At 40.7% G+C, this 12,311-nt stretch carries 12 protein-coding genes and 1 tRNA gene; all 13 read right to left on the bottom strand.

Annotation, left to right across the window (positions count from 1 at the left end; translation table 11 throughout):
• Positions 1-88: 88 nt before the first annotated feature.
• Positions 89-160, bottom strand: a tRNA-Arg gene (locus KZX55_RS00880).
• A gap of 68 nt (positions 161-228) precedes the next feature.
• Positions 229-1,215: a GMP reductase gene (locus KZX55_RS00875; protein ID WP_248022836.1), complete on the bottom strand. Its 987-nt coding sequence runs from the start codon at positions 1,213-1,215 to the stop codon at positions 229-231.
• 172 nt (positions 1,216-1,387) lie between these two features.
• Positions 1,388-2,692, bottom strand: coding sequence for an McrC family protein (locus tag KZX55_RS00870; protein ID WP_248025022.1), 1,305 nt, complete (start codon positions 2,690-2,692; stop codon positions 1,388-1,390).
• The gene (locus KZX55_RS00865) at positions 2,679-4,307 is read right to left on the bottom strand and encodes an AAA family ATPase (RefSeq protein WP_248022832.1); all 1,629 of its coding nucleotides are present in this window, start codon (positions 4,305-4,307) and stop codon (positions 2,679-2,681) included. The genes KZX55_RS00870 and KZX55_RS00865 overlap by 14 nt, the downstream gene beginning before the upstream one ends.
• 164 nt (positions 4,308-4,471) lie before the next feature.
• Complete coding sequence (locus KZX55_RS00860; protein WP_248022828.1) at positions 4,472-5,251, bottom strand: L-threonylcarbamoyladenylate synthase; 780 nt, start codon at positions 5,249-5,251, stop codon at positions 4,472-4,474.
• 25 nt (positions 5,252-5,276) lie between these two features.
• Positions 5,277-5,870 (bottom strand): 3-isopropylmalate dehydratase small subunit, encoded by a 594-nt coding sequence (gene leuD, locus KZX55_RS00855; RefSeq protein ID WP_248022826.1) that lies wholly within the window; start codon positions 5,868-5,870, stop codon positions 5,277-5,279.
• A gap of 9 nt (positions 5,871-5,879) precedes the next feature.
• Positions 5,880-7,262, bottom strand: a complete 1,383-nt coding sequence (gene leuC / locus KZX55_RS00850) for a 3-isopropylmalate dehydratase large subunit (protein ID WP_061588232.1) — start codon at positions 7,260-7,262, stop codon at positions 5,880-5,882.
• Between the two features lie 3 nt (positions 7,263-7,265).
• The gene (locus KZX55_RS00845; RefSeq protein ID WP_000700089.1) at positions 7,266-7,535 is read right to left on the bottom strand and encodes a DUF1294 domain-containing protein; all 270 of its coding nucleotides are present in this window, start codon (positions 7,533-7,535) and stop codon (positions 7,266-7,268) included.
• Positions 7,532-8,569: a 3-isopropylmalate dehydrogenase gene (gene leuB, locus KZX55_RS00840; RefSeq protein WP_061588233.1), complete on the bottom strand. Its 1,038-nt coding sequence runs from the start codon at positions 8,567-8,569 to the stop codon at positions 7,532-7,534. The genes KZX55_RS00845 and leuB overlap by 4 nt, the downstream gene beginning before the upstream one ends.
• 11 nt (positions 8,570-8,580) lie before the next feature.
• Entirely contained in the window at positions 8,581-10,143 is a 1,563-nt protein-coding gene (locus KZX55_RS00835; protein ID WP_248022825.1) for a 2-isopropylmalate synthase, read from the bottom strand.
• A gap of 314 nt (positions 10,144-10,457) precedes the next feature.
• Positions 10,458-11,114, bottom strand: coding sequence for an MmcQ/YjbR family DNA-binding protein (locus KZX55_RS00830; RefSeq protein ID WP_248022824.1), 657 nt, complete (start codon positions 11,112-11,114; stop codon positions 10,458-10,460).
• A 43-nt stretch (positions 11,115-11,157) separates the two neighbouring features.
• Entirely contained in the window at positions 11,158-11,790 is a 633-nt protein-coding gene (locus KZX55_RS00825; RefSeq protein WP_248022822.1) for a copper homeostasis protein CutC, read from the bottom strand.
• 93 nt (positions 11,791-11,883) lie between these two features.
• Complete coding sequence (locus KZX55_RS00820; protein ID WP_001237224.1) at positions 11,884-12,243, bottom strand: YbaN family protein; 360 nt, start codon at positions 12,241-12,243, stop codon at positions 11,884-11,886.
• Positions 12,244-12,311: the final 68 nt, after the last annotated feature.

The raw sequence follows: 12,311 nt of genomic DNA, 5'->3' as shown, positions 1-12,311 counted from the left end.
TTTTAGAATAAAATTTTTAATTTTAGGGGCAAATTTGGGGCGAGATAAAGAAAAAAGCCTTATTTAAGGCTTTCTTGGGCTATTTACATCCACCCTGAGGGAATCGAACCCCCATCTCAAGAACCGGAATCTTACGTGATATCCATTACACTAAGGGTGGAAACTTGTCTTATTATAACAGAAATTTGCTCTAATAACAAGTTTTTTTATGGGTAGACTAAGCATCCATTAGTGGGATGCATCCCCGTTCCAGATAGAGTTTTTCACGATAACATAATCAACATGTTTAAGGTCAGCAATCCTGCGTCCACCTGCGTAGGAAATAGCACTTTGTAAGTCCTGCTCCATCTCAGTAAGGGTGTCTTGCAAATGCCCTTTGGCAGGAAGCAAAATGCGTTTGCCTTCCACATTTTTATATGCTCCTTTTTGATACTGTGAAGCTGAACCATAGTATTCTTTGAACTGTTCGCCATCGACTTCAATCGTCTTTCCTGGGCTTTCGATATGTCCTGCAAATAGGGAACCAATCATGACCATGCTAGCACCGAAACGGATAGACTTGGCAATATCACCATGAGTACGAATCCCACCATCAGCAATGATCGGTTTACGCGCAGCCTTGGCACACCAACGTAGGGCAGCCAACTGCCAACCACCTGTACCAAAACCTGTTTTCACCTTGGTGATACAAACCTTCCCAGGACCGATTCCAACCTTAGTAGCATCCGCACCGGCATTTTCCAATTCACGCACAGCTTCTGGCGTTCCTACGTTACCAGCAATGACAAAAGTATCCGGCAATTCTTTCTTGATGTGTTGAATCATAGAAATCACACTATCCGCATGACCGTGAGCAATATCAATCGTGATATACTCAGGAGCATCAGCCTTGAGTCGGCTAACAAAGTCATACTCGTAATCCTTGACACCGACAGAAATGGAAGCAATGAGCCCTTGATCGTGCATGCGTTTGATAAAAGGAATGCGCCCAGCCTCATCAAAACGATGCATAATGTAAAAGTAACCGCCTTTAGCAAGTTGCTCTGCTACGTTCTCATCCAAAATCGTCTGCATATTTGCAGGTACAACAGGTAGTTTAAAAGAGTGATTTCCAAGCGTGACACTTGTATCTGCTTCTGCGCGACTTTTAATGACACATTTATTTGGGATCAACTGAATATCTTCGTAATCAAAAATTGGAAATTCATTTAACATATCGATGTCTCGTTTCTTTTATAATGACCTACCTATGCTTGCGCACCCCTACGTCTTTTCTGACGTTTCCTTGATTTATTATAAACTAAAGTACAGTTTTTGTCAAATATTTTCAATAATCAAATTATATTGTTCGGAAATTACTTGTATAAATAGCAAAAAAGCGAAGAGATTACTTTCTCCCCACTTCTTCATCAATAATCGCTTTAAAATTTTCTTCTGAATTTTCCATCATTTTACAAAATGCACTATAGGATGAAGCATTCTGAGGGATCTGGATAGACCACTTCTTCAATTGAGCTCCATAGCCAGCTAGTTTTCCTATTTCACTATTTACTGACTGCTCCATACTAGGGAAAATCAGTCCGGCTTTCTCAGCTTTTAAAATATAAGAATAGGAAATCAGCTGGAACAAGTCCTCGCGGTTAATCCCTCTTTCAGTGAACTCCAGTTTCTTATATTTAGCATCTAAAACAGTATTTCGTTCTCTGTCATAAAAATCTGGATATACTTTTCGTTTCCCAACAGAAAATACTGAAATTCCGTTCGTCTTATCTTTATTTCGTGGATGGATGAAACCTTTTGGCAACAAGGTATGAACATACTCTTCCCAAAGCCAGGCAACATCAAAGAGAATACCATGTACCATCTGGGCTTGAGGTCCAAGACCATGCTTTTCTCTACTCAGAATCATCAAGCAGAGTTCCTGTAATTTTCTATACTCTCTGAAATAGGCGTGTCGGATGGGTTTGATTTTATTCATTCTGATAATCTTGGCACGATTAGCTAGTTTATAAGCTGGAGTTACACGAGTAATTTCTGTCATATTTTCACGATTACTATCGAGCAGAACTCCGAAACTTTTCTGATTCTTTATGTACTCAATCGTATGTCGAATCAACTGCATGAGTGGATTATCATAGGTAAATTCCCTAGTAGTATAGGCAATATTTCCCATAAAAGGGAGATTTTTTTTCAGATGATTTCCAACATCTAGTACACCCTTTACATGACTATCGTTATGGAAAAATCGCTGGTATTCCTTATAAAGACCTTTTCGGAGAGCAGCTTGCAGATATTTGGGAAAGAGGTAAATCAAAAGCTGATAGAGTTTATCCTCTGGAGATAGACCAACATCCAAACTAGTCAGATTGATATTGAGAACCTTTTGTAAAAGATAATGCAAAAAATGGTCGTCACTTTCATCAGAAAAACGAGAGGAAATCGTTAATCTTTCCTGACCATATCCAAGAAAACCAATTACATTTCCTGTCTTGATTTCCTGATTAACTGTTTCCAAAATCTTTTGGTCCTTGTCTAAATCAGGAGAATATTGCAGGTCATTTGGAAATATAAAGATACGGTTCTCTCGAGAAAGGTTATCTAGTGTTCTATCAAGAAGTGCTTGACTAAGGTTGGGATAATCTGTAACAAAGTCTTCTTTAGCAATTCTATGCTGATTATCAGTTATCCGCATCATAACCACCAGTCTCTTGCTGATCTGTTTGGTCGTTATTTGTCAGATCAAATGCTTTTTTCAATGTATCCAGAGTTTCAGCCTCTTCATAAGAACCTCGTAAGTAATCTTCCAAAAGCGGTTTGAGGTAATCAGACCATAGTAATTCATAGTCAAAATCTACATCCTTCAACTTAAGGAAATAACTTGGTCCGATATGATAATGACTATTTAGCTCCTGAACGTTTTCGATAGCAACATTCAAATTTCTTAGACGAAGTTTTGCTTCTTCTGCATGGATATCTAGTTCTTTATCCAACATAGCAACTTGGCTTTCAGCAGTAACTTCAACAAAACGGAAACGACGACGCATAGCAAAATCAAAGGTATCTACTGAACGGTCAATATCATTCATTGTTCCGATGATGTAGACATTCTCAGGAATATAAAACTTGTCATCCGTCTCATGTAAATTAGCATACTGGGTAGAAACACTCCCCCTTTCACCACGATATCCAGGATCGATAGAGAAAAAGAGCTCGCCAAAAATCTTAGAAATCTCCCCACGGTTGATTTCATCGATGATGAAGACGAATTTCTTGTCTGTGTCAATCGTTGGAGATATATAATCGCATAATCCATAACTTTCTTTCATGTGATCTAAAACGATTTTTTGATAAGTTTCGTACTTTAACTTAGTTTCCTCACCCTTGTACAAAAGATACACCTTTTCTTTGGTAGCAACAGGAGAATCAAACTTCACATTCCCTAGACTATTTAAACTGGCTGGAACCGAACTACGAGGGAAGAAGTATTGTCCTTGCTTTTCATTGATAGCATCCGTTAGCTTAGCCCACGTTTCCTCAAAATTATCTTGTCCTCCAGTTTTCTGAGCTTCTTTCGCCTTCTGGCAAAACTGCTTAAAAATACCATCTTGTAATTTAAACTCAATAGCTCCATCCCCATTTGATACTGGTCTTAAACCTTCCACAAAATCCGTATAATCATAGGATGGGTGAAATTGTACAAAGCCGATTTGGTCTTCGTTGCCATCCGTTAATTCTTTAGCAATTTCTTTAGCAAGATAAGTTTTTCCTGTGCCCGGAGCACCACGAAGGATGAGGTTTTTGGATTTTTTTAATTTATCTAAATAATCGTTAATATTTTTATCCATAACAATTTTCTCTATATTTTTTCTGTATGTACCATTTATAATAGATTTATATAAATTGATACGTTCTGAATTTCTATCCCAGTTGATGGTTTGTCTTGTACCTTTTTTACCTTGGTATTCCCATCCACCATCTACTTTCAACCAATTAACACCAATACAATGTTTAAACTCTGTTTTTGTTTCATCAAAGTAATATGTTTTCACACATTGTCCAATACCTAAAATTTTGTTAAATCCTGAGGTAGCTATTATATAATCATTTATTTTTATGTCATGTGCAAACTTCCAAATAAATAAATTGCTCCGCTTTCCTTGCTTCAATTCTTCAGGATTATTGTAATCTAAAATATTAGATAAATTAGAATCAAAATCTATACAAGCTATATTCTCTTCTTTGAATAAAGACCAAACTTTTCCACCTCCTCCTGCAACTATCATCCAATAATTTAATTTTTCTTCCATTTTGTAGCTCCATTTTCATATTATAGGCTAGTTAGTATTTAATATTTCAAAAACCTATTTCATATATAGAATATCATATCTATATAAAAAAGAAAAGAAATTCTAAACAAAAAGCCCAGCGTTAGGAGCTTCAATATCTCTTAACACTAGACTTCATTTTTATCTTAGTAATACTCACCCTGACGGTAGTCCCATGAGTTAAAGGTATCTGACAAATGCATCATGATTTTATCAATGTCAAGCCCTTTGCGGATCACAACTGGTGCTGGTGAGATTGAACGGTCCCCTCCTTGTTCTGGGATGAGTTTGCCGTCCTTATCGACCATAGAGACCATCACACCTTGCTCGTAGCGAGTTTCAATCGTTTTGTCAGGTTGGATGGAAGCCACATAGTCGTCTGCTTCGATGACAAGGTCCACTGCTCCTTCGATACGTTCCCCGATACCTTCCACCTTACCGCGGTTTCCTTTTCCAGATGGGTTAGCTGATGAGGCGTAGACCATTTTTCCTTCTTCCCAAAGTTTAGCAGCCAATTGTTCACCAGCTTTACCAAACTTGATGACAAAACAGCTAGTACCACGAACGTCAGTCATAAGTTCTTCACGGCCATCACCGTATGCTTTAAGTTTTTCAAAAGCTTCTGGTTTCCAAGGAAGGATACAACCGAGGAGAATGTCTTCATCCCAATGTTTTTGGTAGAAGGCTTCAATTTCTGGGTTGAGTTGTGCTAAAGCTCGTAGCTCGTCCATGCTACCGCAGAGGACAACACCTGGTTTGTTACGATTACGTTCTTTAGCTTCAAACTTGCGCTCAAGTCCTGCCTTGTCACTAGTCATGATAATGTAACCGACTTTAGTAGGGCAAACGATACATCCGCCCTCACTTTTTAAAATGTCATAGCCTTCTTGTGAAAGTGTTCCGTTCCATTGAATGTGTTTTGTCATAGTTCTATTTCCTTTTCTATTTTTTCTAATCCTGCCAGTAGGCTGGTCGTTGTTTTTCATAGGCAGCAATCAAGTCCTCATACTGCAAGGTAATACCGATATCATCCAAACCATTTAAAAGCTTGTGTTTCCAATCACCATCAATTTCGAAAGTGAATTCTCCAACTGGTGAGATGATTTTTTGTTGTTCCAAGTCTACAGTTACCTGATCAGTCGGTTTGAGTTGGGCTAGCTTTTCTCTAACCTCCCTAGGCTGAACAATTGGTAACATGCCATTATTGAGTTCATTATTGTAATGAATGTCACCGAAAGATCCTGCAATCACGACCTTAAAACCATAATCTGCTAATGCCCAAGCTGCGTGTTCCCTCGAAGAACCCGCCCCAAAGTTATCCCCTGAGATAAGAATACTGGCTTTACGGTATTCAGGTCGGTTAAAGACAAAGTCTGGATTCTCAGTATAGTTATCGTCCAGATAACGCCAAGCATACATGAGGTACTTACCAAAGCCTTTTTTATCAATTAACTTGAGAAACTGCTTGGGGAGGATTTGGTCTGTGTCGATATTATCATTCATGAGAGGAACGGTCGTTCCCGTATAAACTGTAAATTTCTCCATATCCTCTCCTTACTGGGCCTCTGGCATTTGCCGAACATCTACGAAACGCCCTGCGATAGCTGCTGCCGCTGCCATGGCTGGACTGCAGAGATGAGTCTTAGCGCCAAATCCCTGTCTGTCTTCAAAATTGCGGTTACTAGTTGAGGCACAGTGAACACCATCAGGGACCTTGTCAGGATTCATCCCTAGGCACATAGAACAACCTGGGTCTCTCCATTCAAAGCCAGCATCTAAGAAGACCTTATCCAAGCCCAACTTCTCAGCAGCTCGTTTGACAGGACGAGAGCCTGGTACTACAATTGCCGTTAAATTGGGAGCTATTTTCTTCCCTTTGACAAATTGCGCAGCCAGTTGCAAGTCGCTGAGCCGAGCATTGGTACAAGACCCGATAAAGATATATCCTAGTTCAATGTCTGCTGGCTTTTGACCAGGCTCCAAGTCCATGTAATGATAAGCACGTTCATCGTTCATATCCTTAATTTCTGGGAAACTACTGTCAAAGTCAACGCCCATAGCAGGATTGGTTCCCCAGGTCACCATAGGAGCCAAGTCTGAGACATCCATCCGGATAACCTTATCATAAACAGCATCGTCATCGCTGACTAGGGTTTTCCAATCCGCCACAGCCTCCTCAAAAGCTTCGGGAACACATTCTCTTCCTTTGAGATAATCATAGGTGGTCTGATCTGGATTCATGATTCCCATCTTGGAGCCAAACTCGATGGACATATTGCAGATGGTCATTCTCTCTTCCATGGTCAGTGCATCAATGGCTTGTCCACGATATTCCACCACATATCCTACACCACAAGCAACGCCGTACTTGGCAATTAAGGCGAGAATGTAATCCTTAGAATAAACTCCTTTTTGAGGAACACCAGTGAATTCTACCAGCATTTTCTTGGGTTTGACCTGCCAGAGGGTCTGGGTAGCAAAGACATGCTCAACCTCACTGGTCCCAATCCCAAAAGCGATAGCTCCGAAAGCTCCGTGAGTAGCTGTGTGGCTATCTCCACAGACGATGAATTTTCCCGGTTGCGTCCGTCCTGTTTCTGGACCAACCATGTGAACGATCCCTTGTTTTTCAGAACCGTGGGCAGCATGTTCAATTCCAAATTCCTCAACATTTTCAGCAAGCTTATCAATTTGAGCCTTAGAAATCACATCTCGAATATCGTAGATATTGACGGTTGGAACATTATGGTCAAAGGTTCCAAATGTCAAGTCTGGCCGTCTCAATCTGCGACCTGCATCTCGTAATCCTTGAAAAGCTTGGGGACTGGTCACTTCATGAATATAGTGCTGATCTACATACATGAGTTGGGGCTGCCCCTCTTCTCCTGTGATGACATGGCGTTCCCATAATTTATCAAAAATTGATTTTCCTGCCATTCATTACCTCCAAATAAAATATAAGGCTACTAGTGTGGTCACCATCCCGAGAAACCAAACTGTTTTAAAATACCATTTTCTAGTCTTGTGGTGAAAGGTGATTCCTGCCAACCAGGCACCAAAACCACCACAAGTAAAGGCTAAAATGAGTAAGATTTTCTCTGGGACGCGCCAAGCACCTCTTCTTGCCTTGGATTTGTCAATGCCATAAATCAAGAAAATCAGCAAATTCCAAATCAAGAGGGCAAGTGTTATTCCTTCATTTATCTTCATAATCTTTCAATGATGGCTTCTGTCATTTCCTTGGTCGAAGCCGGTCCTCCAATATCTCTTGTTAAAATGCCAGCCGCTAAACTAGCTTCAACAGCACGCTCGATACGCTCTGCATCCTCATAACGTCCAAAGCTGTCTCTCAGCATCATGGCAACTGACAAAATCATAGAGATAGGATTGGCAATTCCTTGACCTGCAATATCAGGAGCTGAACCGTGAATGGGCTCATAGAGACTTGGTCCATTTTCAGAATGACTAGCTGATGGCATGACTCCAAGCGTGCCAGATAGAACGCTTGATTCATCAGATAGAATATCTCCGAAAAGATTCTCCGTCACGATGACATCAAACTTAGCAGGATTGGTAATCATAAGCATGGCAGCTGAGTCCACCAGCTGGTGCTCCAAGGTTACATCTGGAAAATCTTGCGCGACTTCCTCAGCTACTCTCCGCCAGAGTTTTGATGTCGCTAGAACATTTTGCTTATCGATACTAGTAACGATTTTTCTGCGACTTCTTGCGATTTCAAAGGCTTTGCGAATAATCCGCTCCACTTCCTCATAGCTGTAGTCATTGATATCACGCGCTTTGCACTCTTCAAGGATATGATCTCCAAAGTAAATCCCACCTGTCAACTCACGCACCACGACAAAGTCTACACCAGCAATTCGTTCCGGTTTGAGAGGTGATAAATGCTTAAGACTATCAAAAATCTTAACGGGGCGAATATTGGCATAGAGATTGAGTTCCTTACGAAGAGCTAGCAAGCCTTGTTCAGGCCGAATCGCTGCACTATCATACTGGGGACTACCGATAGCCGCTAGGAGAATAGCATCTGCTTCCCTACTTGCCTTGAGGGTTTCATCTGGTAAGGGATGCCCCACAGCATCAATACCTGCACCTCCAAAGGGGCATCTGTCTATCTCATAGTCAAAACCTGTTTTTTCGGCTAAAGCTTCCAGAACCGCTAAACCAGCTTCCATGATTTCTGGACCGATTCCGTCCCCTGCTAGAGCTACTATTTTCTTTGTCATAACCTTCTCCTTTACACACTAGGCATGTCTCGGTAGGAAACGCTACGCCCCATCTCACCTGCATTCTCTTTTTGAACAAAAGTATTGGCATTGATATAAGCAATAGCCGAAGCCTTCAATACATCGAAATCGAGACCTGCTGCGTTAAAGATGGTTTCTGTATCTCTGTTTTCAACAGTGACCAAAACCCGAGCTTGGGCATCGATTCCATCTGTTACCGCATCGATGGTATAGGACACCAAGCGGACAGATTGGTTAAAGAACTTATCGATAGCGTTAAAGATCGCTTCAACGGAACCTTGCCCTGTCGCATTAAATTCGACTTTCTCACCATCCATATTAGCTAGGCTAACGAGGGCTTCAATGTCATTATCTGCATGAGTTTGAAGTTGTAAATCATCAAAGTGGAAGCCTTCTGGGTTTTCAACCATGGTTCCAGCTACCAGAGCTCGAATATCTGCATCTGTGATTTCTTGCTTCTTATCGGCCAGTGCCTTGAACTTAGTAAAGAGTGGTTTGATATCCTCTTCTGTAAAATCTAGGGCTAATTCTATTAGTTTTTCAACAAAGGCATGGCGACCTGACAATTTTCCAAGCGGAAGACTATTACTCTTAACACCGACCAATTCAGGTGTGATGATCTCATAAGTGAGAGGATTTTTAAGGACTCCATCTTGGTGAATACCAGACTCGTGAGAAAAGGCATTACCACCAACCACAGCCTTGTTTTTAGGAACTGGAATACCAGAGAAGCGAGAAACCATTTCTGACGTATTGATTGTCTCGTTTAGAATAATGCTTGTCTCGACTTGGTAGTAATCTTGGCGAATATTGAGAGCCACTGCAATTTCTTCAAGCGCAGCATTCCCAGCTCGCTCCCCAATACCATTGATAGTCCCTTCGACACGTCCTGCACCGTTCTTGACAGCAGAAAGGCTGTTAGCCACTGCCATTCCAAGGTCGTCATGACAGTGAGGTGAATAGATAATCTGACGATCGGTCTTGATATTCTCAATCAAATGTTTGAAAATAGCGCCGTACTCCTCTGGCGTGGTAAATCCTACTGTGTCAGGGATATTGATATAAGACGCCCCTGCATCGACCGCTGTTTGAACGACTTGCAAGAGGAAATCCAACTCTGTTCTAGTCGCATCTTCAGGAGAGAATTCTACGATTTCAAACTTAGAACGTGCGTAAGAAACATGTTCCTTGATAGCTTCTAAAATCTCTTCCTTACTCTTATTTAGCTTATACTTGCGGTGAATCGGACTAGTAGCAATAAAGACATGAACCTGTGGATACTTGGCATCCTTTAGCGCCTCGTAACAAGCATCAATATCAGACTTGACAGAGCGTGCTAGACCAGTTACCGCCGTTTTTTTCAAGACTTTAGCAATCTCCTGAACTGCCTTAAATGAGTCTGGGCTTGCAGCCGGAAAACCAGCTTCGATGGCTGAAATGCCCCACTTCTCCAGCTGCCTTGCAATGGCAATTTTTTCCTTGATTGAAAAGTTAACGCCAGGTGTCTGCTCTCCATCTCGAAGGCTGGTATCTAGAAATTCAACTGTTCGCATAAGATTTCCCCTTTTCCAAATGTGGTTTTAAAAAAACATCTCGCTCAGAAACCCAAGCGAGATGTTGATTTACTCCCGCTTGGTAAGCCAAACAGGACTAATGCTTTTGCACTAGCCCGAGTACCTCAACAACAAAGCAAATTGATTAAACTTAGCTGTTTTCATGTTTGACTTTCTCCTTCGTTTGATGTCTTGTTAAGTATTTTAGCATAGGAAGAATCTCATGTCAAGAAAAAATCCATTATTTTCTGAAAATTTCTTCAATAAAGAATATTTTGCTAATTAAAAGCATTTGAAAACTCAAGCGAATTCCCCTATTTTTTCACGGTTAGGTTCCAACTTCTTTCTATCAATTTCAGTACCATTTCATCTGACAAAGTATCATCAAGTGCCAGACTAAGCCAGTAGCGTTTGTTCATATGAAAGGCTGGATAAATGCCCTTTTGTGAAAGCAAGTCAGCTACTTGGTCGTGTTTGATATTGACTGCTTCGACTAGCCCTTCTCTCCCCTCATCTAACTTATCCCATGGGATTCTCATCAAAACAGCATACCACTTTTGATTGTCTTCATGGCGCAATACAGCTGTATCAGGCGATTTTTCCCACAAATACTCCAATTGATTACCATACTTTTCCTGAACTTGAGCCATGATACGCTTAGTCTGAGGACAGATAAAATCCTGCACATCAAAGCAAGCCTTCCGAATCTGGTAAAGAATCTCCAGACAAGCTTGACGGACACTTCCTACAAAAGTCCCTCTCATGCTTTCCATATGGACTTGAGGATAAAGGTCACCAGTCTCCTGATCAAAAACTTGAAAGCTCACATTATCTGTAGTGATGGACACAGTCATGACAAAGTCTCCATCCAAAATCTGGAAACTGTAGAACCAGACTCCCTCATTTTCTATAAAACCGTAGGCACTGGCTTTTTCTTGATTAAACTGATAGGATTTAAAAATTTCAAACATAAGTGAAAACTGCTACCAAAAGCTAGCAGTTCCTTTCTATTTTTTAAAAGACAGCCTTGGTTCCATGCAATTGTGTCACACCCAGCTGGTCGATAAAGGTTTGACGGTTGTCCAAGTCAATCCCCCCACCTGGTAGAATTTCAATTTTACCTTTTGCATGTTCCAAAATTCTGTGATAGTGTTCAAAACGTTTCTCTAGCGAGTCCCCAGACACACCAGCACGAGTTAAGATACGAGTGACACCAGCTTGGCTGAGCCAGTCAATGGCCTCCAATTGCTCTTCATCACTCAATTCATCAAAGGCCATATGAAAGACAATTTCCATTCCTTTAGATGCGGTAATCAGCTTCTCCAGATTAGCTTTATCCAACTTCTTATCAGCAGTTAATGCTCCAAAAACGACTCCTTGACTTCCAGCCTGCGCAGTCAAACGGATGTCTTCCAGCATAATTGCTATTTCAAAATCAGTATAGACAAAATCGCCACCACGGGGACGAATCATAGTCATAATGGTCGTATCGTAGTTAGCTGCCAGTTCAACCGCTGCCTTGGTCACTCCATAGCTAGGTGTTGTTCCTCCTACTGCTAGATTGTCACAAAGTTCGATTCGACGAGCTCCAGCCTGCATCGCTTTTTCAAGCAAGGTCACATTTTCAGCACAAAATTCGTAAATCATTTGATTCTCCTTGATGTTTTCTTTAAATTTATTATATCATATTATTTTAAATATACTTTCATTTTTATCAAGGCAAATACCTACTATTTTTATCTATTCTTTGTCAGGAATGACTTTAAAGAGATAGTAGGTGATAAAGATAGTTAAGGCTCCCAGACCGATTTTGACTGGCAAAAGAGGGGCAAAATAAATAGAAATTCCCATCAAGATATAGATAGATACGATGATTTTTTTCTTTCGTTCTCGCGCAATAGACTTGGTTTCCCGAAAATCAGCTACATAAGTCTGATAAAGCTTTGTATGATAAAGCCAGTCTTCAAAACGCTTAGAAGATTTTGAAAAGCAAGCGATAGCTAACAAAAGAAAGGGAGTTGTTGGTAAAAGTGGTAGGACAACTCCAATAACAGCTAAAGCCAGTGAAATAAAGCCAATACTGAGGTAAATGAGACGCATGATTTCTCCTAGATAAATTACTCTTCCTCTAGTTTCGCATACAAGGGGGAAATTTGTCAAGCCTCAAC

The sequence above is a fragment of the Streptococcus halitosis genome, assembly GCF_023147855.1.
In the GTDB taxonomy this organism is placed as follows: domain Bacteria; phylum Bacillota; class Bacilli; order Lactobacillales; family Streptococcaceae; genus Streptococcus; species Streptococcus halitosis_B.
This window is presented reverse-complemented; position numbering and strand designations above follow the sequence as displayed.

Excerpts from the sequence above, each read along its gene's own strand:
- KZX55_RS00875 (WP_248022836.1), bottom strand. The coding sequence starts at position 1,215 with ATGTTAAATGAATTTCCAATTTTTGATTACGAAGATATTCAGTTGATC.
- KZX55_RS00870 (WP_248025022.1), bottom strand. The coding sequence starts at position 2,692 with ATGCGGATAACTGATAATCAGCATAGAATTGCTAAAGAAGACTTTGTT.
- KZX55_RS00865 (WP_248022832.1), bottom strand. The coding sequence starts at position 4,307 with ATGGAAGAAAAATTAAATTATTGGATGATAGTTGCAGGAGGAGGTGGA.
- KZX55_RS00860 (WP_248022828.1), bottom strand. The coding sequence starts at position 5,251 with ATGACAAAACACATTCAATGGAACGGAACACTTTCACAAGAAGGCTAT.
- leuD (WP_248022826.1), bottom strand. The coding sequence starts at position 5,870 with ATGGAGAAATTTACAGTTTATACGGGAACGACCGTTCCTCTCATGAAT.
- leuC (WP_061588232.1), bottom strand. The coding sequence starts at position 7,262 with ATGGCAGGAAAATCAATTTTTGATAAATTATGGGAACGCCATGTCATC.
- KZX55_RS00845 (WP_000700089.1), bottom strand. The coding sequence starts at position 7,535 with ATGAAGATAAATGAAGGAATAACACTTGCCCTCTTGATTTGGAATTTG.
- leuB (WP_061588233.1), bottom strand. The coding sequence starts at position 8,569 with ATGACAAAGAAAATAGTAGCTCTAGCAGGGGACGGAATCGGTCCAGAA.
- KZX55_RS00835 (WP_248022825.1), bottom strand. The coding sequence starts at position 10,143 with ATGCGAACAGTTGAATTTCTAGATACCAGCCTTCGAGATGGAGAGCAG.
- KZX55_RS00830 (WP_248022824.1), bottom strand. The coding sequence starts at position 11,114 with ATGTTTGAAATTTTTAAATCCTATCAGTTTAATCAAGAAAAAGCCAGT.
- KZX55_RS00825 (WP_248022822.1), bottom strand. The coding sequence starts at position 11,790 with ATGATTTACGAATTTTGTGCTGAAAATGTGACCTTGCTTGAAAAAGCG.
- KZX55_RS00820 (WP_001237224.1), bottom strand. The coding sequence starts at position 12,243 with ATGCGTCTCATTTACCTCAGTATTGGCTTTATTTCACTGGCTTTAGCT.